Origin of the sequence: uncultured Sphingomonas sp., from assembly GCF_964244235.1 — a bacterium.
In the GTDB taxonomy this organism is placed as follows: Bacteria; Pseudomonadota; Alphaproteobacteria; order Sphingomonadales; family Sphingomonadaceae; genus Sphingomonas.
Genome location: NZ_CAXTII010000004.1, coordinates 1 through 20,420 on the forward strand (window position 1 = coordinate 1; position 20,420 = coordinate 20,420).

Here is a 20,420-nt window from a genome sequence, read left to right on the forward strand (position 1 = left end):
CTAACTACTTCTCAGCCGCCGGCTATGAACCGGAATGATCAGATTCTGCTCTAGCGTGCCCACACAGGCGTTCAGCACACCGATCGACGAGCAGAACGACCATTCCCATCTGATCGCGACGCTGCCCGTGTAAACGCCCCGCGTGACCGCGGTGCTGCTCGACAGCTTCACATATACCGGGACGCTGGTCCTCCCGCTGCCGAGCAGGTTCAGCGCGGCGCCGTTGACATAGTAGGTTGCGGTTCCGGGCACGAGCGGGCTGCTGCCATCGGCGGCGGCGGCAAGCTGATAACTCACCGTTTCGGACGACGTGGCCGAGATCAGCTTGTAGACCGACCCGCTTGCGGCCGTCGCCTTCAGTAATGCCGGCAAGAAGCGTATGAGCGACGCGCTCGAGCAGCTGAACCCGCCAAACTTGGATAGATAGGGCGGTGCCCCCGCCTTCAGCGCATTGGATGAGTAGGCGCCAAGATCATCGCTGACCGTGGTGGCGACGCCGCACGCGGCGAAGGCGGGGCCGGACAGAACCAGCCCCGGGCACAGCATCAGCAATCTGAGGAAATGTCGCATCTTCGCCGCCCGCGTTCCATGGGTGACGCGCATGTTGCTGGCGCAGGCTTAAAGCGATGGTTATGGAACCATAACGGGTTGTTCGGGGAGGATGTTGACGCTCCCGTAATAGCGGGATGCCTCAGCTGTCCTCGGCGATCGTGGCGGGCGGATTGATGGGTCCACGCTGCGCGCCGATCCATTCGCGCCACAACAGCATCATCGCCGCCATGATCGCGGGTCCCATCACCAGTCCGATCAGGCCCCACGCCTCCACCCCGCCCAGGATGCCCAGCAGCACCCACAGGAACGGCAGCCGAATCGCACCCTCGATCAGCACGGGGCGGACGAAATGGTCGGCGACGAAGGTGACGGCGAACCCCAGCACCACGATGACGATCGCCGCCACCGTCTTGCCCGTCGCCAGCAGCGCCAGCGCCGCCGCGCCGAACGCGACCGTCGCGCCAAACGGCACCATCGCCAACAGCGCGGTCAACAGCCCGAACAGCGTCGGGTGCGGAACGCCGGCAACCAGATAGGCGATGCCGAGCAGCACACCCTCGCCCAGCCCGACGAATACCAGTCCGTTGACAGTGCCCTGGACCGTATCGACCAATTGCCGCCCGACGCTTTCCCCTGCCGCGCCAAACGCGCGGCGGCTGCCGATCCGCAGCCCGGCCATCACCGAATCGATGTCGCGCAGGAGAAACAGCAGCGTCAGGAGCATGAACCCGGCCAGCATCACCCGGTGGATCAAATTGCCAGCGATCCGCCCGCCCATTCCCGATCCGTTGGCCGCCGCGGCGCGGTGCGCGATCGCCTGAAGCGCGCCGGGCTGCGCCAGTTGCTGCTGCCACAAGGGCACCAGTCTCTCTCCGTAAGGCAGGGTGCCAAGGAATGCCGGCGCGGGAATGCCGGATTGCGCAGTCTGTTGCACCCATATGCCGGCCGCATGCGCATCCTCGACCAATGGGACGGCGATGATGAGCAGGGGGACAACGAACGCCAGCAACACCGCGCCGACGATCACGGTCGGCACCAGGCCGCGGGCATGCCGCGGCCAATGCGCCGCCATCCGCACATACCAAGGCCATAGCGCAATCGCGAAGATCACCGCCCAGCCAAGCGCAGGCAGGAAATCCTTCAGCGTCGCGACGCCTGCGGCGAACAAGACGGCGGCAGCGACCAGGCTGGCGCGGATCTGCGACCGCGACATCGCCACATCCGAGTCGCGCTGCCAGGTACCGGGCGCTTCGATCTGGTCCTGCTCCGACACCTTACGCCCCTTTTGCCATCTCGCCGATGTCGTGCCCCTCGCCACAAGCCGTGGCAAGCCGATGCGTCGATGCTCGGCCATGCGCTCCTCGATCCCAGGACCACACGATCCGGATCAGTAGCGCCATGTGACTGCAAAAACCGGAAGCGGGGGAGAGGGCCTGGCCACTCGATCCCCCGCGCCATCATGAACCCGGTGCCGGTTAGACCGGCGGCTCCGCTCCTGCGATTTTTTATGCCGGGCCACGGCAGCGCGCGTCCTCTGCCAGCAGCGCAGACATAAAAAAAGGCCGGTCAACGACCGGCCCGAAAGTTTTTAGGAGAGGATGCCTGAAAGGCACGCTTTTTGTGCACCGCAACAGACTCTATCGCAATTGCAAAATGAGCCTCTGCGATTGCAAAAGATGCAATCATTGCGCCTTGGCGGATCGTTGGCGAGAAATCATTGCGATAGTGGAACGCGCGCGCCGCTTGGTCATTCATCGCTTGGCAGAATATCGCCGCTCCCGCCGTCGACTCCGTCGATCGAATTCGCTCCAGCAATCGAACAAAGCATCATGATTCAATCGATTTCCCAGCTCGACGCCGTTCGCCGCGATTGCCGCCGCATGGTCACCAATCGCTCGCTTGCGGCAGCGGGGGCCGCGGTCGTGCCGATCCCCGGCGCGGACCTGATCGCCGACATCGGACTGCTCTCGACGATGCTGCCCGCCATCAGCCAGTCCTTCGAACTGGACCATGACAGCGTCGCGAAACTCGATTCCGACATCGCGCAACGTGTCTTCGTGATCGCCGCGAGCATGGGCAACAATGTCATCGGGCGAATGATCACACGCCGGATTGCGGTTCGCCTGTTGCGGCGGGTCGGCGTTCGCATCGCATCGGCATCCGTCGCGAAATATGTGCCGGTCGTCGGATCGGCGATGGCCGCGACGATCGGGTTCGGGGCGATGAAGCTGGCGGGCAACGCGCATGTCGAGGATTGCTACCGCACCGCCCGCGCATTGCTGACGCCTGATCGGTGACGCCCGCACGGACGATCGGCTGCGACAGCTGCGGAGTGGTGCAGGGGATACCCGTCCTGGACGACGGCAAGTCGGCCCGCTGCGTACGGTGCGGATCTGTCCTGGAGCGCCGGCGCGGAACCAGCATCCGTACCGCCATGGTGCTGTCGATCGCGGCGCTGATGATCGTCGGCTGGCTGGCGCTGCGTGCGCTGACCGATCGCCGGATCGACATCGAACTGCTCGTCCCCTCCGCGCAGGGCGTCCGCACCGGTGACACGCATGTCGACTATAAGGGGCTGGAGATCGGCAGCGTGTCCGACATCCGGCCGGCGATCCGGCCGCACAGTCCCGGGCGCTCGGACAAATGATGGCACAGCTTGCCGAGGCCATCGCAGCCAACGCCGGTGTACGCTAGCACGACAGGCTGACAGGAGGCGATATGACCAAGACGGCACTGGTGACGGGCGCAACCTCGGGGATCGGCGAAGCGACGGTCCGGGCGCTGGCGAACGCGGGCTGGCGTGTGGTGGCGACCGGGCGCCGGGCTGACCGGCTCGCGGCCCTGGCGGCATCCGTCGGCGACGCCGTGTATCCCGCCGCCTTCGACATCCGCGATGCCGCTGCGACCGCCGCCGCGATCGACGCGCTGCCCGCGGCGTTCGCCGTCATCGACCTTCTCGTCAACAATGCCGGCCTGGCGCTCGGCACCGCGCCAGCGCAGACGGCCAATCTCGGCGACTGGCGGACGATGATCGACACCAACGTCACCGCGTTGGTCGGCATCACGCACCGGTTGCTGCCGGGGCTGATCGAACGCACGGGCGCGATCGTGAACCTGTCCTCGGTCGCCGCGACCTACCCCTATACCGGCGGCAATGTTTACGGCGGGACGAAGGCGTTCGTGCACCAGTTCACGCTTGGGCTGCGGTCCGATCTCCACGGCACCGGCGTCCGCGTCAGTTCGATCGAGCCGGGCATGGTGGAGACCGAATTCACGCTGGTCCGCACCGGCGGCGATGCGGCGGCATCGGACAAATTATATGGTGGCGCCAACCCGATGACGGCGGAGGATATTGCCGCGACCATCCTTTGGATCGCCACCCTGCCTCCGCATCTGAACGTCAACACGCTGGAGATCATGCCCGTCAGCCAGTCCTTCGCCGGATTTCAGGTCGCCCGTGGAGGCTGAACCCGCCCCGCCGATTATATGCGGGTCTGCGCGGATATTGTGCTATGACGACGCATCACTCGATCGAACCTGGGCGTCCGGTGACCGAAAGCATTTTGCTTTCGCCCGAACGATCGAGACCATTCCATGCCGACCCATTACCGCGCGAACCAGGAACGCCTGCCGTTCTTGCGGTCAAGCGCGCGCATGGTTCGGCACGAAGGCCGCGATCATAGCGATAGGCAAGGAGCCAGCCGATGTCACGAGCGATGAACGTCACCGCGAACAAGACCGAAGTGACCGCGATGTGCGCGAAGCATTCGGCGAATATCAGCGCGATCGAAACCTTGCTGTCGGGCGGCACGCGTGTCGTCCTGGACAATGGCGACGACGCAGACACCATTCGGCACGCCTTTCGGACCAAGATCATCAGCGGTCCGGTCGTCCGGAGCATGTGGGTCCGCAACGGCTGACCCCATCACCACCCCATCCCGGTCCGATCGTCGATGATATCATCGCCGACGCGACGATCGGTCTGGGTTCTACCAAGCGAAGTCAGGAACTTACCATGATTACCGGCACCGTAAAATTCTTCAATTCCGAAAAGGGCTATGGCTTCATCGCGCCGGAAACCGGCGAGGGCGATGCGTTCGTGCACATCAGCGCCGTCGAGCGTGCAGGCATGACGACGCTGAACAAGGACCAGCGCGTCAGCTACGAGCTGGAAACCGATCGCCGCGGGAAGACCTCGGCCGTCAATCTGCAGTCGGCGTAACCGTCGCCGCCGGTCCGGTCGATAACCGCAAGGCTGTTTCGTCGGATCGTCCGAGCGACGCTGATCGCACGTAAAAGATAAAGAAAGACGGTTCGCGATTGTCCGGCAAACGGGCTTCGCGAACCGTCTTTTCCGTGTCCGCAGAAGGCGGACCTACCTAGGACCCCAGGCCGTTCCCCGCGCCGCACATCTGTCATCGGCAATCGATCGGAATCGACGATCGCCTTTATTTCAGTTGCGTTGCAAATTGAATCCCGGTCTAACCCTTTCATTCGCCGATCCGAACCGCAGCGACGGAAGGTTGCGGGCGATCGCCGGCAATTGGTCGATTCGATCCCTGCCGACTCGAGAGGATGCCCAGGCTTGCCGCGGACGACCGCGTGCAAAGGCACGGGCGGTCGCCGCCCGATCGGGGGGACGGGAATGGTCACGCGACGCGGTTTGTTGACGAACATCGGCTTGATTGCCGGCATCGGCCCGATGATGGGCGCGATGCAGGCGCTTGGCATCACCGGTATCGCGCACGCACAGGACTGGACCCCGCTGCCTGCGAACGTCGGGGCCGGGAAGAGCGTTGTCGTGCTCGGCGCGGGGATCGCCGGGCTGACTGCGGCATATGAACTCGAACAGGCCGGTTTCTTCGTCACGCTGCTGGAGGCGCGCAACCGCGTCGGTGGTCGCGCCTGGACACTACGTGACGGCGACAAGGTCGAGATGGACGGCGAGGAGACGCAGACAGCGCACTTCTCCGACGGCATCTACATGAACGCCGGCCCGGCACGAATTCCCAGCTTCCACCAGGGGCTGCTCGGCTATGCCAGGAAATTCGGCGTCCCGATGGAGGTCGAGGTCAATGCCAGCCGGTCCGCCTATGTCATGGCGGCGGACGGGTCGAAGGTGCGGATGCGCAGCGCGATCAACGACACCCGCGGTTATATCGCCGAATTGCTGGCGAAGGCGATCAACCAGGGCGCGCTCGACCAGCAGCTGACGGCGGCGGAAAAGGCGAAGATGCTGCCGTTCCTGAAAGCATATGGCGACCTGCAGGCCGACGGCACGTTCACCGGCACCGAACGATCGGGCTTCGGCACCGCGCCTGGCGCAGGCGTGACCTTCGCTTCGCCGGGCAGCCCGGTGCCGCTCGACCAGCTCCTCGCCAACCAGCAGCTGCCATTATCGCTGTTCGAGGACAATCTGTACATGCAGGCGACGATGTTCGAGCCCGTCGGGGGCATGGATCGTATCCATGCCGGGTTCGACCGCAACCTGCGCCGGCCAGCGCTGCGCGGTGCGGCGGTCACGCGTATCCGCCACACCGCCAAGGGTGTGGAGACGGTGTACAAGGACACCGCGAGCGGCGTGACCGCGACGATCGTGGCGGATTACATGGTCTGCACGATCCCCTTCCCCGTGCTGGCGAAGATCGACACCGATTTCTCGCCCGCGCTGAAACAGGCGATCGCCGCGGTCGAGTATGATTATTCGAACAAGGTCGGGTTCGAGGCTCCGCGCTTCTGGGAACGCGACCAGATCTATGGCGGCATCTCGTTCGTCGGCGCACCGACCGCGCTGGTCTGGTATCCTTCAGCAGGGATCCATTCGGCGCGCGGGATGATTCTCGGCTGCTACAATTCGGGGCAGATGGCGCAGGCCTTCCAGCAGCGGACCGTCGCCGACCAGATCGCCACAGCGCGGGGGATGATCGACAAGCTGCATCCCGGGCACGGTGCCGATCTGGTCAATCCGGTGGCGATCAACTGGCACAAGGTGCCGTACAGCCTTGGCCCGTGGCCCGCGTGGAACGGCGTCGGGCCGGGTCCCGGTCAGGAGGGTAAGATCGATACGCCCGGCTTCCGGCTGCTGCAGAAACCCGATGGCCGCGTGTATTTCGCGACCGCCGCGCTCAGCCAGACACCGGGCTGGCAGGAGGGGGGCATCCAGTCGGCACGGCTGCAGGTGACCGCGATCGCCGCGCGGGCTGCGGCGCAGGCGTTAGTCGCACCCCGCACGCGGCGCTTCGCAGCGGCATGATGCTCGCGGTAGCCGCGCCCGGACTGACCGTCCGCCCCGCGACGACCGCCGACATTCCTGCGCTCGACTCCCTGATCGCCCGTTCCGCACGGCTGCTCGGGCGCGGCTTCTACACCGACGGACAAACCGAGGCGGCGATCGCACATGTCTTCGGTGTCGACAGCGAACTGGTCGCGGACGGCAGCTATCTCGTTGTCGAGGCGGATGGCAGGGTCGCGGGTTGTGGCGGCTGGAGCCGGCGGCCGACCTTGTTCGGCGGCGATCGCTATTCCGCGCGCAGCACGGGCGCGCTCGACCCCGCGCTCGACCCCGCGCGCGACGCCGCCCGCATCCGCGCCTTCTTCGTCTCGCCCGATCACGCACGCCGCGGGGCGGGAACGATGCTGCTGGCGGCGTGCGAAGATGCAGCGCGCGCGCATGGCTTCCGGCGCGCGGCATTGATGGCGACGTTGCCGGGCATCCCGTTCTACCGTGCCCTTGGTTACGTAGCCGGTGCGCCGGTGACGCTCGATCTCGACGGCACGATGGTAGAGTTCGTGCCGATGGATAAGAACCTTGTTGCCGATATACAACAATGATGAGGATCGAACGTCTCGCCGCTAGTCGCTACTTGCATCGCGGGGCGTGTCATGAAAACATCATAATCAGGCGAATCAAATAATGATCGCTTTCAGCATGGTCTTGACAGTAATATTGTCAACCATCTGAATTGAAACGACAATACTTGGGAGGGGCGTCTGGAAAACTAGTTCTTGGTTCAAGGGGGGTTATCATGTTTTCCACCGCTCGTGTTTCGCGTATTGCCTTGGGCATTGCACTCTGTTCCGGTTTTTCATCGGTTGCCGGTGCGCAACAACTTGCCGTTACCGCGACGACGCCGCCCGGCCCGACACCGAAGGAAGGTGCCGAGATCCCGCAGGTCGGCGACGACATCATCGTGACCGGCACGCGCGCGGGCGGCATCACCGCGGCGGAAAGCGCCGCCCCGATCAAGGTGCTCGGTGCCGAGACGCTGAGCCATGTCGGCCAACCCAACCTCAACCAGATCCTCACCCAGCTCGTCCCCAGCTTCACCGCGCAGGCGTTCGGCGGCGATACCGCCAACCTGACGCTGTCGGCGCGGCTGCGCGGGCTGAGCCCCAACCACACGCTGGTACTCATCAACGGCAAACGCCGCCACGGCACGTCGAACCTCGCGGTCCTCGGCGGGCCTTACCAAGGCGCGGCAACCGCCGATCTCGACCTGATCCCGCCCGCCGCGATCGAGCGTATCGAGGTGCTGGAAGATGGCGCCGCCGCGCAATATGGCTCCGACGCGATCGCCGGCGTCATCAACATCATCCTGAAAAGCGACGCCGAACTCGGTGGCGACGCGTCGTTCACCGGCGGATCGAACTACAATACCGGGGGCCAGACCTTTTCCGGCACCGCGCATCTGTCGACGAAGGTCGGCGCGGCGGGCTTTTTCGATCTCACGGCCTTCTACCGCTTCCACGATTTCACGCAGGTCGGCGGCAAGGATCGCCGGGTCACCGACAGCAGCGGCAACCTGCTCGCCTCGCTTTCCGCCGCACAACGCCCGCTATACGCCAACATCACCGAGTTTCCGGAGGTCAACCGGATCAACGGCGATGCGCAGTCGAACCTGACGACGCTGAGCTACAACACCGGCTATGATTTCGGCGGGATCCAGGCCTACAGCTTCGGTACCTACAGCCGCCGCCTCGCCAGCGCATACGAGAATCTGCGCGTGCCCGACCGGGTCATCGCCTCGCCGGTGCTGGGCGTCGCCGGCAGCCTGACGACGCCCGGCGAAATAATCTTCAATCCCAACGGGTTCAATCCGCGCGAAGGCATTCGTGAAAACGACTATGCCTTCACCGGCGGTGCCAAGGGCATGCTTGGCCAGTTCCATTATGACCTGAGCACGACCTACGGCCAGGACAAGAACGACATCTACACCTATGACAGCGCGAACCGGTCGCTGTTCATCGATACGCACGCCACACCGCGCAACTTCTACGACGGCTTCTTCAAGGCGGCCGAGTTCACCGCGAACGCCGATTTCACGCGCGAATTCGATCTGGGGCTGGCGAAGCCGCTGAACCTGGCGTTCGGTGGCGAATATCGTCGTAATCGGTATGAGATTGGCGCGGGCGATGCTGCGTCGACCTACAAGGAAGGTGGCCAATCCTATCCCGGCTTTCGCCAATCCGACGCTGGCGTTCATAGCCGTGAAGCCGAATCGGCCTATCTGGACATAGCGGCGAACCCGATCGACGCATGGAAGATCGATGGCGCGGTTCGCTACGAACATTATTCGGATTTCGGCAGCAAGGTGATCTTCAAGGGAACCACCCGCTATGACTTCACACCCGCCTTCGCGTTGCGCGGCACCGTCTCCACCGGTTTCCGCGCACCGACGCTGGCTGAGTCCTATTACTCGGCGACCAACGTCTCGCCGACATCGGCCTTCGTTCAGTTGCCCGCCAACTCGGCGGCGGCGAAACTGCTGGGCTTCACCAATCTGAAACCCGAACGATCGACCAATTACAGCGTTGGGACGGTCATCCGTCCGGTCGCACGGCTGACGATCACCGTCGATGCCTATCAGGTGGCGATCAAGGACCGCATTCTTGGCACCGGCACGATCTTCAGTTCTGGCGGTGGCACGAACGCGGCCGGCCAATCGCTCAACTTCCCAGGCGTGCAGGCCGCAATCGTCGCGAATGGCAACGTGCTCGATCCGACCGTAACGCAAACGGGGGTCAACATCTTCACGAACGGCGCGGACACCCGCACCCGTGGTGTGGATCTGGTCCTCAGCTACCTCACCGACTTCGGTGACTATGGTAAAGTGAATTGGACGATATCGGGCAACTACAACGAAACGAAGATCACGAAGCTGCAAAGCGCGCCGCCGCTCGTCAACGACAAGGGCCAGACGGTCAGCCAGCCCGTATTTGACAAGGGCGCACAGAGCTTCGTCCAGACCGCCTCGCCGCGCGCCAAGGCCGTCGTATCGGCGTTTTACACGCTCGAGCACTTCTCGGCGACCGTTCGCGGGACGGTTTATGGGACGACGTCGGCAAGCTATACGCCGAATGGCGGCGACTTCTACACGCAGCGCATCGGCTCGGCATTTATCGGCGACGTCGAACTGAACTACAAGGCGACGCACAACATAGAATTCTCGATCGGTGCAAACAACTTCTTCAACAAGAAGCCGCCGAAATTCCAGTGCGTCGTTAGCCCCACGGTCCAAGCACCGTGCTCAACCCTCTCCGGCGTCAATACAGTCGTGAGCGGGGGCAATGTCTATGACGCGCCGTTGGGGTTCAGCCCGTACGGGATCAATGGCGGCTATTATTACGGTCGCATCAACCTGCACTTCTAGGACTATCGGCCGGGCGCTCAGGTGCCCGGCCTATTTGGAGATTGTTCGATGAATTCACGGACCTTCACGACGATTGCCCTCGCCCTCGCCACCTTGGCCGCCGAACCTGCGATGGCGCAGACCATGGTCGTGCGTCATGGGAACACCCCGCCCGGGCTGATCCTGCAGGGCGTGACCGTCATGCCGGGCGCGACGATGCTGTTTCTCAGCGGCATGCTCGCCTCCCCGGTCGATCCGGCCAAGGCGAAGCTGCCGCCCGCACAGATGGCCACTCTTACCATGGCGGATTTCGGCGATACGAAGACGCAGACGATCAGCGCACTGGCGAAGATCAAGGCGAGCCTTGCCGCGCACGGCTTCGCGATGTCGGACATCATCAAGCTGACGGTTTTCGTCGCGGGCGACCCCAAGCTGGGCGGCAAGATGGACTTTGCCGGCATGAACGATGGGTTCAAGACCGCGTTCGGCACCGCGGAGAACCCGGCCACGGTGGCGCGGTCGACGGTACAGGTCGCAGCGCTCGCCGGGCCGAATTTCCTTGTCGAGATCGAGGCGACCGCCGCGAAGTAAGCGCAGGCGTCAGCCGCCGGCGAAGCCGACCTCCAGCAGATGCGACACGCGCAAGTCGCGTGCCGCCGCAGTGCGTTCGCCCAGGACCACCGCGATCAGTCGCTTGCCGTGCCGTTTCGCCGACGCCGCCAGATTATAGCCGGCATCGACGGTATAGCCCGTCTTGATCCCGTCCACCCCGGGCACGCGGCCGAGCAGGTGATTATGGTTGGCGATCGTCCGGTTCGCCCAATGGAACGACCGCGTCGCGAAATAATCGTAACCGCGCGGATGTTCGCGGAGCATCGCCAGCGACAGCAGCGCGATATCGTGCGCGGTCGTGCGGTTGCCGCGGCTGGTCAGCCCGGTCGCATTCGCGAAACGCGTGTGCCGCATGCCGAGCGATCGCGCCCGCGCGGTCATCGCTTCCGCAAACGCGCGTTCATTGCCGCCGAGCCGTTCGGCCAGCGCAACCGCCACATCGTTCGCCGATTCCACCACGACCGCCTCGATCGCGGCTCGCAGCGACAGCGATCGCCCCGGCGACAGGCCGAGCTTGGACGGCTGTTGACCGGCGGCGTGGCGCGACATCGTGATCCGATCGCTCGTGCGAAGCCGCCCCGCCTCGATCGCATCGAACACCAGGAACAGCGTCATCATCTTCGTCAGCGACGCCGGCGCGCGGACGATATCGGCATCGCTGGCATACAGCGTCTCGCCGTCGTCCGCGTCGATCACGAGCGACGACACGGTGCGTGGCGCTTCGGGTCGTGCCGCCGCGTTACCCGCCAGCGCGCAGGCGAGCGTTGCCGCGACACAGTGAAATCCGAACGACCCCTTCGCAATGGTCACGCGGCAAGCCGTTCCTCGGAGCCGATCGACCGGCCGGCGCGCCACCGGTCGATGGAAAGGTCGCGCCGCCATCCCTCAAGAGGATGGCGGGATGCCGCCCTCCCCGCAGCCTTGATCAGCGTTGCCGCCAAGCCCGTGCGGGGATCGATCGCAACATATTGTCCGGGTTCCATATTTACTCCAACCGTCATGGCACCTGAATGCGGCAGGGATGGTTAACGAAGCATTGACGCCGCTCGCCCTGCGGCGATGGGACGAATCGCTGGGCGATCGACATGGTTGCCGACCCCGCGCACCCGGTACGACGCGATGTTCGCAGGCTTGGGGGTAGAGGTGAAAGCCGCGTCGTCGGACGGCGGCTTGCCGCCGCCGGCCGGGCGTTTGCGTCTTGGCAGCAGCGAGGCTGCCGCCGTGCGCATCATGCCGCAAACTGGTTCATCGTATTGTGTGCGCCACTGGCCTTCAACGCCGCCTCGCCCGCGAAATATTCCTTGTGGTCGTCGCCGATGTCCGACCCGGACATGTTCTGGTGCTTCACGCAGGCGATCCCCTCGCGGATTTCCTTGCGCTGGACGCCCTTCACATAGCCGAGCATCCCAGCCCCGCCGAAATACTCCCTGGCCAGATTGTCCGTCGACAATGCCGCCGTATGATAGGTCGGCAGCGTGATGAGGTGGTGGAAAATACCCGCTCGCGCCGCTGCATCCTTCTGGAAGGTGCGAATGCGTTCGTCCGCCTCGTCGCCAAGCGCGGTGCCATCGTAATCGACCGACATCAACCGCGCGCGGTCATAGGCCGACACATCCCTGCCCTCGCCCGCCCAGGCATCGAACACCTGCTGCCGGAAATTGAGCGTCCAGTTGAACGACGGCGAGTTGTTATAGACCAGCTTCGCGTCGGGGATGACCGCGCGGATACGGTCGACCATGCCGGCGATCTGATCGATATGCGGCTTCTCGGTCTCGATCCAGAGCAGGTCGGCACCGTTCTGCAGGCTGGCGATGCAATCCATCACGCAGCGGTCCTCGCCCGATCCGGCGCGGAACTGGAACAGGTTCGACGCCAGCCGCTTGGGCTTCATCAGCTTGCCGTCGCGATTGATGACGACATCGCCGTTGATCGTCGAAAGGTCGGTGACCTCTTCGCAATCGAGATAGCTGTTATATTGGTCGCCGAGATCGCCGGGCGTCGTGCTGACCGCGATCTGCTTGGTCAGCCCGGCGCCAAGCGAGTCGGTGCGCGTGACGATGATCCCGTCCTCGACGCCAAGTTCGAGGAAAGCGTAGCGGCAGGCGCGGACCTTCGCCAGGAAGTCCTCGTGCGGGACGGTGACCTTGCCGTCCTGGTGGCCGCACTGCTTTTCGTCGCTGACCTGATTCTCGATCTGCAAGGCGCAGGCACCCGCCTCGATCATCTTCTTGGCGAGCAGGTACGTCGCCTCGGCATTGCCGAAACCGGCGTCGATGTCGGCGATGACCGGAACGACATGCGTCTGGTAATTGTCGACCGCCTTCAGCAGCCGCTGTTCCTCGATCGCGTTGCCGGCGTCCCGCGCGGCGTCGATCTCGCGGAACATCATGCCGAGTTCGCGCGCATCCGCCTGGCGAAGGAAGGTGTAGAGTTCCTCGATCAGCGCAGGCACGCTCGTCTTCTCGTGCATCGACTGGTCCGGCAGCGGGCCGAACTCGCTGCGGAGCGCGGCAACCATCCAGCCCGACAGATAGAGATAGCGACGCTCGGTCGATCCGAAATGCTTCTTGATCGATATCATCTTCTGCTGCGCGATGAAGCCGTGCCAGCAGCCGAGCGACTGGGTGTAGTTGGCCGGATCGGCGTCATAGGCCGCCATATCGCGGCGCATGATAGCGGCGGTATAGCGTGCGATGTCGAGCCCGGTCCGGAACCGGTTCTGCAGTCGCATCCGCGCGACCGCTTCCGCATCGATCCCGTCCCAGGGACCGCCATGACGCTTCACCAACTGGCTGATCTGGCTCGTTTCGTCCTGGTAGGTCATTGGGCGTCCTCGTGAAAGTGCAGCAGGGGGAGGAAGACCGCCGACGGATTGCCGCCGGCGGTCCCCTTTCCTCCCCAGGAAAACGGGTGCAATCAGCCTAGTCGGCCGAGCCGGTGATAGAGGCTGGAGAAGCGCGCCGAGCGGGGATCGTCGGCGATCCGGCGGACATAATCGGCCAGCGCCTCCTTCATCAGCACGAAATCGTCGGTCGAAAAAACGGCGCGGCTGGGTCGGGGTTGATCGGTCATGATGCACTCCTCTCTGGCGACGTTGCGCCGGATGAGAGCCAGATAGCTCAGGAAATCGCACGAACGAGGATTTCATGACGAAAATCGTGTCGACCGGTCGCAATATCGGGTATCCCAGATGCTACGGAGGCTGTATTGTAAATATCTTCACAAACGGAGCGGCTGATGGCCAGGGAAAAACTGCTCGCCGGTCACGCCGTCCGCCGCCTGCGCCGCCGCACCGCGCTGACCCAGGCAGCGATGGCGGAGATGCTGGACGTGTCGCCAAGCTATCTGAACCTCATCGAGCGCAATCAGCGGGCGCTGCCTGCCGGACTGCTGGTTCGGATGGCCGATATTTTCGATTTCGATCCGCGCGCGCTCGCCGCGGGCGAGCCCGGTGGCGGCGCGGAAGCGATCCGGCGGCGGCTGGGTGATCCGCTATTCGCCGATCTGGAAGTTGATCGTCATGAGGTCGAGGAATGGCTCGCCGCAGCACCCGGCGGTGCGGAGGCGTTCGCGCGCGCGTTCGACCGCGGCGGCGGCGGTCATACCGCGACCGAGGCGACCGACCCGGTCGCGATGACGCGGCGCGAGATCGACCGGTGGCGGAACCATTTCCCCGATCTCGATGCCGCCGCCGAAACGCTTGCCGACGAACTGCGGCTCGTCGGTGCGGACCTTTACGGCGCGCTGGTCGATCGGCTGCGGGTCAGGCACGGGCTGTCGATCCGCATCCTGCCGATCGACACCCTGCCCGACCGGCTGTACCGCCTCGATCTTCACGCACGCCAGTTGCAGCTGAGTGAAACGCTCGGACCATCCGCGCGTGCCTTCACGCTGGCGGTCCAGCTCGGTCATGTCGAAGCACGCGCGGAGATCGACGCGCTCGCACGCGGTGCGGCCTTTTCCGATCGCGCGGCCGAACGGCTGTTCCGCCGCCATCTCGCCGGCTATTTCGCCGCCGCCGTCATGATGCCCTATGCCCGGTTCCTGCGGGCGTGCGAGGCGAGCGGGTACGAGATGGCGACCTTGCAGAACCGGTTCGGCACCAGCTTCGAACAGGTCGCGCACCGGTTGACCACGCTGCAACGCGTCGGCGCGCGCGGGCTTGCGTTCTTCATGATCCGCATCGACCGGGCCGGGCAGTCATCGAAACGCTATGGCGGGTCGAGCGGCGCGGCGCTCGTCGAGGGTGAAGGACGCTGCCCCTTGTGGCGAGTCCACCATGGCTTCGATCGTCCCGGGACGCCTTTCGTACAGCTGGTCGCGCTGGAAGACGGATCGCGCTGGTTCACGCTGTCCTGCGCGGTGCAGGCGCGCGGCGGCGGGATGGGGGACGGCCCGGCCGCGGTGCCCGCGGAGTTCGCAATCGGGCTTGGGGTCGCGGTCGCGCAAGCGACGGGGCTGGCGGCGGCGCGGGGGATCGATCTCGACGGACCGGCGACGCCGATCGGGCTTGGATGTCGATCCTGTCTTCGCAGCGGGTGTCCCCAGCGCTCTGCGCCCCCGGCCGGCCGCGCGCTCGTGGTCGATGACCGCGAACGGGCGCTGTCGCCCTGGCGCTTCGGGGGCGAGTGAGGTTCGCCGGCGGATTTTCCGTCACCGGGTACGAGACTTCCGCGTCATAATCGGTAAAGAGGGCGTTCTCGCGATCGGGCGATCGCTACATTCCAACGGATAGGCGCATGGCAGGCTTCAAGGTTCCCGATTTCAACGAACGCACCGCGGCGGCGCGGGACGCGAAGCAGCGCGCGCTCGACCAGCTGCGCGCGAAACCCGCGCCGGACCCGGCGATCGTCGCCGAACGCCAGGCCGCCCGCGAGGCGCGCGACGCCGCAGCCGCTGAAAAGCGGATCACCAAGCAGAAGGCCGCCGATGACGCGAAGGCCGCGCGCGCGGAAGCCGCGGAAGCCGCGGCGGCCGAAGCAGAAGCCGCCGCCGCGGCGAAGGCGGCCGCCGCCGTCGAGAAGCCAGCGGATCGCCCCCAGCCGACCGCCGAGGAGCTGAAGGCCGCACGCGACGCGAAATACGCCGCACGCAAAGCAAGGAAGCGCTAAACCCGTCGATTGATGCCGACCGGAGCCGTGACGCGCGAGCCGCGAGGGCGCTTCCACTGAAAATATCACCTGCGCACGATCGTTTCGGGAACCCGATCATATAGCGGCCGTTATGCTGGCGAGCCCGGTGCCCGCCATCCCCCCCTCCTGGGCGAGCGGCGACCGGGTTTCCAGTCTTTGCGTCGCTACAGCAGAAACCATCATGACCGATTCGGACGGCATTGGCGAAACGCTTCGCAAGGCGATGGCGGTGCCCATGGATACGATGATCACCCTGGACCTGCCGCTGTTGATCACCAGGTTATCGCGGATTCCCGACAGCCCTGGCGATCCCGGTTCGGAAAACCGCGACGTCCTGCCGGCGACGTCAGTCGATCGGGCGCAGCATTGAACAGGTAGCAAGCGAGGGGTGTGTTCGGCTAGGCATCGGCGATGAGTGTTGAAACCACGCGAAAAAATTCGCAGATGTCGGTACCCGAAATCGCCATGCCGGCCCTTGAGCCGCCGATCGCGGCGGCACCGGCGCTCCGCCCCGAAAAGCCCTATGGACGAAGCGAAGTGCTGCACGGGCTGTTCGACGAGCGGGCCGCAGCGCATCTCGACTCGGTCGCGCTGCAACTGGTGGGCGTCGACGAGGAATATGACCGTCGGACGCACTGGACCTACCGCGAACTGACCCGCCGCAGCCTGGGACTCGCGCACCGACTATGCACGATGGGCATCGGCCGCGGCGACCGCGTGGTCATCTGCCTGCCGCGCGGGCTCGACCAATATATGGCGATCCTGGGCGTGCTTCGAGCCGGTGCAGCCTATGTCCCCGTCGATTGGTCCTATCCGCAGGACCGGATCGATTTCATCGTCGCCGACAGCGGCGCGAAGCTGATGCTGACCGAAACGACGCGCGTAGCGACCATGCCCGGCAATACGCTGGCGATCGACGAACAGCTTGGCGATCTGGCGGCCGAACCGGCGACCGCGATGGCCGATGCAGGGGCCGAGCCGGGCGATCTCGCCTACATCATCTACACCTCGGGCACGACCGGGCGTCCCAAGGGAGTCATGATCAGCCACGCCAACGCCGGCCATCTCGTCCGGTGCGAAAGCGCGGTGCTGGCGCTGGAGCCGAGCGACATCTGCTTCGGCGGGTTCAGCCTGGCGTTCGACATGTCGGTGGAGACGATGTGGACCGCGTTCTTCGTGGGCGCGCGCTTGATCGTGCCGACCGAAGCGCTGAGCGCCGGCGGCCCGGACATCGCGGTGGCGCTGGCGGCGGCGGGCGTGACGATCTGGCACGTCGTCCCGTCGCTGATCGCACTGGTCGAACACCCCGTGCCGAAAATGAGACTCATCAACATGGGTGGCGAGGCGTGCCCCGCCGACCTGCCGCGCAGGCTCGCGCGCCCGGGGCTGAAGCTCCTGAATACCTACGGACCAACCGAAACGACGGTGACCGCGACCTGGACCGAGGTGATGCCGGGCAAGCGGATCACGATCGGCAAGCCGTTGCCCGGCTATACGATGTGGATCGTCGACGAGGCATTGATGCCCGTTCCCGCAGGCGCGGAAGGCGAGTTGGTGATCGGTGGCCCGGGCGTCGGCGTCGGCTACGTCAATCGCCCCGATCTGACCGCGGAAAAATTCACGATGACGCCGTTCAACGCGTTGTCGGGCCGCCCCGAACGAATCTACCGGTCGGGCGACCTCGTCCGGCTGGACGCCGCGGGCGACATCGATTTCGTCGGGCGGATCGACACACAGGTGAAGATCCGCGGCTTCCGCGTCGAACTGGCCGAGATCGAGACGGTGATCGGCGAATGGCCGGGCGTCGCGCAGGCCGTCGTGCAATTGTTCACCGACGACGACGGTGCGGAATTCCTCGCCGCATTCCTAGTGGCGCGGCCCGGCGAGGAGATCGATCTCGCCGGGCTGAAGGGACGTGTCGCGGAACGCCTGCCCAATTACATGCGTCCCGCCGCCTATGAACGGCTGGCGACGGTGCCGCGCCTGCCTGCGTCGGGAAAGATCGACCGCAAGGCGCTGGTGAGGCCGCAAATCGCCGCGACCCCGGACCGGGTCATCGAACCGCCGGCCACCCCCGTCGAGCGCCAGCTTCATGCAGTGTGGGTCGAGGCGTTCGCGCCGCAACCGATCTCGGTCACCGACGATCTGTTCGAGGATCTGGGCGGCCATTCGCTGAAGGCCGCGCGACTCGTCTCCGCCGCGCGCAAGGTGCCGGGGCTCGCCGGGCTGTCGATCCAGGACCTCTACGCCGCCCCCGCCATCCGCGCGCTTGCGCTGCGGGTCGGCGGCACCGCGCCGGTCGCGGTGGCGGACGAGACCAGTTTCCACCGGACCCCGGCCTGGCAGCGACGCCTGTGCGTCGCGGCGCAGACGATCGCGCTGTTCCCGATCTTCGCGCTCGCCGGGTTGCAATGGTTCTTCCCGTATGTCGCCTATACCTGGCTCGCGGGCTATATGGACCGGCTGCACGCGCTGCTGCTGAGCGGCTTCACCTTCGTTCTGATCCCGATCGCGGCGATGCTGGTCTCGGTCGCGGTCAAATGGATCGTCATCGGGCGCTTCAAGGCCGGCGATTATCCCTTATGGGGCAGCTATTATTTCCGCTGGTGGCTGGTTCGCCGCGTGATCTCGGTCACCGGCACGCCGTATCTGGCGGGAACGCCGATGATCCGCGGCTATTACCGAATGCTGGGCGCGAAGATCGGCAAGCGTTGCCATATCGGCACCGGCGTCATCGACACCGCCGACCTGGTCGCGATGGGCGACGACGCGATCGTCAGCGACATGGCGGTGCTGGCGACCAGCGCGGTCGAGCGCGGGATGTTGCGGCTGGGCACGGTGACGCTGGGTGCCGGGTCGTTCGTCGGATCGATGGCGGTCGTCGGGCGCGATGCGTCGCTGGGCGACGGTGCGGTGCTGGAGGACCTGTCGTCGCTACCGGCCGATCTGCACATCCCGGCGGGCGAGCGCTGGAACGGATCGCCCGCAGCGCGCGATGCCGCCGCCCCTCCCCCGCCGGCGGCAGTACCGGCGAAGGACGGGATCGGATCGTCGATCGGCCTGTTCATCGGTGCGCTGCTGCTGCCGCTCGTCGCGATCCTGCCGATCGCGCCCGGACTGATCGCGCTGATCGAGATCGACTGGGCGACGACCGGCTACGCCTATATCCTGCTCTCGCCGTTGCTGGCGGTGACCTATGTCGTCATGATGTGCGTACTGACCGTCGTCGCGAAGCGCGCGATCCTGGGGCGAGTGTCGCCGGGTACCTATTCGCAGCGAAGCTGGTTCTACGTCCGCTACTGGTTCGTGAAGCAGATCAACGACCTGGCGCTGCGTCTGCTGCACCCGATCTTCGCGACCCTGTACGTCATTCCCTGGTACCGCGCGCTTGGCGTGAAGATCGGCCGCCGCGCGGAGATATCGACCGCGACCGCGATCGTGCCCGACCTGGTCGAGATCGGATCGGAGAGCTTCATCGCGGATTCGGTGATCTTCGGCGCGGCGCGGATCGGGCGGGGTACGATCGAACTGGCGCATACGAAGATCGGGCGGCGCAGCTTCATCGGCAATTCCGCGCTGCTGCCCGGCGGCACGCAGGTCGGCGACGAGGTTCTGGTCGGCGTGCTGTCGAAGCCACCGGTCGATCGGGCGCAGGCGACGCAGGCGGGCAGCACCTGGTTCGGGTCGCCGCCGATCCAGCTGCCCGGGCGGCAGGTCAACACGATGTTCGACGAGGGGGCGCGCTTCAATCCGTCGCGGTCGCTGGTCGTCAAGCGGCTGTCGATCGAGGCGATCCGCACCACCTTGTCGCTGACCGCGTTCCTCGTGTTCTTCAGCCTGTTGCTGTCCACCGTCGGGACGCTCAGCGACATGGATCATGGCGGGCTGATCATCGTCGCGACCTTCCCGTTCCTGTATGTCGGCTTCTGCCTGGCGTGCGGCGCGTTCGTGCTGGTGCTGAAATGGGTGGTGGTCGGGCGGTACAAGGTCACGACCGCGCCTTTGTGGAGCGCGTTCGTCTGGCGAACCGAACTGGTGACGGCGACGTACGAGAATCTGGCGGTGTCCAACCTGCTGGAGCCGCTGCAGGGAACACCCTGGCTGCCAATGTACCTGCGGCTGATGGGCGCGCGGATCGGCAAGCGCTGCTACATCGACACCACCGACCTGACCGAACACGACCTGGTCGATATCGGTGACGACGTCGCGCTGAACGACTTTGCGGGCCTCCAGACGCATCTGTTCGAGGACCGGGTCATGAAGGTCGGTGCAATCCGGATCGGCGACCGTGCAACGGTCGGATCGCTGGCGATCGTGCTGTACGATGCCGAGGTTGGCGCGGACGCCCAGCTCGGCGATCTGTCGGTGGTGATGAAGGGGGAGAGCCTGCCCGCGGGGACGAACTGGGAAGGCAGCCCGGCGCGGATCGTCGTGGGATGATGCGGGCGTATCCGTCCTCGGTTCTCCTGCGAATGCGGGAGTCGAGGGTTACAGG

19 protein-coding genes are annotated in these 20,420 nt (G+C 65.2%); 13 read left to right on the forward strand and 6 right to left on the reverse strand.

The genetic code is table 11. The features are described from left to right. The 3 genes from ACFE7D_RS01395 to ACFE7D_RS01405 form a co-directional block, all read right to left on the reverse strand. The gene (locus ACFE7D_RS01395; protein ID WP_375393639.1) at positions 1 to 570 is read right to left on the reverse strand and encodes a spore coat protein U domain-containing protein; all 570 of its coding nucleotides are present in this window, start codon (positions 568 to 570) and stop codon (positions 1 to 3) included. Positions 571 to 691: 121 nt separating this feature from the next. Further along, positions 692 to 1,825, reverse strand: a complete 1,134-nt coding sequence (locus ACFE7D_RS01400) for an AI-2E family transporter (RefSeq protein WP_375393640.1) — start codon at positions 1,823 to 1,825, stop codon at positions 692 to 694. A 293-nt stretch (positions 1,826 to 2,118) separates the two neighbouring features. Then, positions 2,119 to 2,307: a hypothetical protein gene (locus ACFE7D_RS01405; RefSeq protein WP_375393641.1), complete on the reverse strand. Its 189-nt coding sequence runs from the start codon at positions 2,305 to 2,307 to the stop codon at positions 2,119 to 2,121. Positions 2,308 to 2,432: 125 nt separating this feature from the next. On the opposite strand from ACFE7D_RS01405, the gene ACFE7D_RS01410 reads away from it, so the two are divergent. The 9 genes from ACFE7D_RS01410 (at position 2,433) to ACFE7D_RS01450 (ending at position 10,772) form a co-directional block, all read left to right on the forward strand. Further along, positions 2,433 to 2,849, forward strand: coding sequence for a hypothetical protein (locus tag ACFE7D_RS01410; protein ID WP_375393642.1), 417 nt, complete (start codon positions 2,433 to 2,435; stop codon positions 2,847 to 2,849). Further along, positions 2,846 to 3,199 (forward strand): hypothetical protein, encoded by a 354-nt coding sequence (locus tag ACFE7D_RS01415; RefSeq protein ID WP_375393643.1) that lies wholly within the window; start codon positions 2,846 to 2,848, stop codon positions 3,197 to 3,199. The genes ACFE7D_RS01410 and ACFE7D_RS01415 overlap by 4 nt, the downstream gene beginning before the upstream one ends. Before the next feature lie 71 nt (positions 3,200 to 3,270). Beyond that, entirely contained in the window at positions 3,271 to 4,020 is a 750-nt protein-coding gene (locus ACFE7D_RS01420; protein ID WP_375393644.1) for an SDR family NAD(P)-dependent oxidoreductase, read from the forward strand. A 236-nt stretch (positions 4,021 to 4,256) separates the two neighbouring features. Then, entirely contained in the window at positions 4,257 to 4,472 is a 216-nt protein-coding gene (locus ACFE7D_RS01425) for a hypothetical protein (protein ID WP_375393645.1), read from the forward strand. 95 nt (positions 4,473 to 4,567) lie between these two features. Further along, complete coding sequence (locus ACFE7D_RS01430; RefSeq protein WP_174286430.1) at positions 4,568 to 4,774, forward strand: cold-shock protein; 207 nt, start codon at positions 4,568 to 4,570, stop codon at positions 4,772 to 4,774. Positions 4,775 to 5,218: 444 nt separating this feature from the next. Continuing rightward, positions 5,219 to 6,805, forward strand: coding sequence for a flavin monoamine oxidase family protein (locus ACFE7D_RS01435; protein ID WP_375393646.1), 1,587 nt, complete (start codon positions 5,219 to 5,221; stop codon positions 6,803 to 6,805). After that, positions 6,802 to 7,383: a GNAT family N-acetyltransferase gene (locus ACFE7D_RS01440; protein WP_375393647.1), complete on the forward strand. Its 582-nt coding sequence runs from the start codon at positions 6,802 to 6,804 to the stop codon at positions 7,381 to 7,383. Before ACFE7D_RS01435 ends, ACFE7D_RS01440 begins: the two co-directional genes overlap by 4 nt. Positions 7,384 to 7,610: 227 nt before the next feature. Next, entirely contained in the window at positions 7,611 to 10,202 is a 2,592-nt protein-coding gene (locus tag ACFE7D_RS01445) for a TonB-dependent receptor plug domain-containing protein (RefSeq protein WP_375393648.1), read from the forward strand. A gap of 48 nt (positions 10,203 to 10,250) precedes the next feature. Continuing rightward, entirely contained in the window at positions 10,251 to 10,772 is a 522-nt protein-coding gene (locus ACFE7D_RS01450; RefSeq protein WP_375393649.1) for a Rid family hydrolase, read from the forward strand. Positions 10,773 to 10,781: 9 nt separating this feature from the next. Here the strand turns inward: ACFE7D_RS01450 and ACFE7D_RS01455 are convergent, their stop codons facing one another. The 3 genes from ACFE7D_RS01455 to ACFE7D_RS01465 form a co-directional block, all read right to left on the reverse strand. Then, the gene (locus ACFE7D_RS01455; protein WP_375393650.1) at positions 10,782 to 11,603 is read right to left on the reverse strand and encodes a D-alanyl-D-alanine carboxypeptidase family protein; all 822 of its coding nucleotides are present in this window, start codon (positions 11,601 to 11,603) and stop codon (positions 10,782 to 10,784) included. Between the two features lie 418 nt (positions 11,604 to 12,021). Beyond that, entirely contained in the window at positions 12,022 to 13,617 is a 1,596-nt protein-coding gene (locus tag ACFE7D_RS01460) for an isocitrate lyase (RefSeq protein WP_375393651.1), read from the reverse strand. Positions 13,618 to 13,709: 92 nt separating this feature from the next. After that, positions 13,710 to 13,865, reverse strand: coding sequence for a hypothetical protein (locus ACFE7D_RS01465; protein ID WP_375393652.1), 156 nt, complete (start codon positions 13,863 to 13,865; stop codon positions 13,710 to 13,712). A 165-nt stretch (positions 13,866 to 14,030) separates the two neighbouring features. On the opposite strand from ACFE7D_RS01465, the gene ACFE7D_RS01470 reads away from it, so the two are divergent. From ACFE7D_RS01470 to ACFE7D_RS01485, 4 genes are all read left to right on the forward strand, one after another. Beyond that, positions 14,031 to 15,425, forward strand: a complete 1,395-nt coding sequence (locus ACFE7D_RS01470) for a short-chain fatty acyl-CoA regulator family protein (RefSeq protein WP_375393653.1) — start codon at positions 14,031 to 14,033, stop codon at positions 15,423 to 15,425. A 107-nt stretch (positions 15,426 to 15,532) separates the two neighbouring features. Further along, the gene (locus ACFE7D_RS01475; RefSeq protein WP_375393654.1) at positions 15,533 to 15,904 is read left to right on the forward strand and encodes a DUF6481 family protein; all 372 of its coding nucleotides are present in this window, start codon (positions 15,533 to 15,535) and stop codon (positions 15,902 to 15,904) included. 202 nt (positions 15,905 to 16,106) lie between these two features. Next, a complete protein-coding gene (locus ACFE7D_RS01480; protein ID WP_375393655.1) occupies positions 16,107 to 16,295 on the forward strand; it encodes a hypothetical protein in 189 nt (62 codons plus the stop codon). 95 nt (positions 16,296 to 16,390) lie between these two features. Further along, on the forward strand, positions 16,391 to 20,365 hold the full coding sequence (locus ACFE7D_RS01485; protein ID WP_375393656.1) for a Pls/PosA family non-ribosomal peptide synthetase: 3,975 nt from the start codon (positions 16,391 to 16,393) through the stop codon (positions 20,363 to 20,365). Positions 20,366 to 20,420 lie beyond the last annotated feature (55 nt).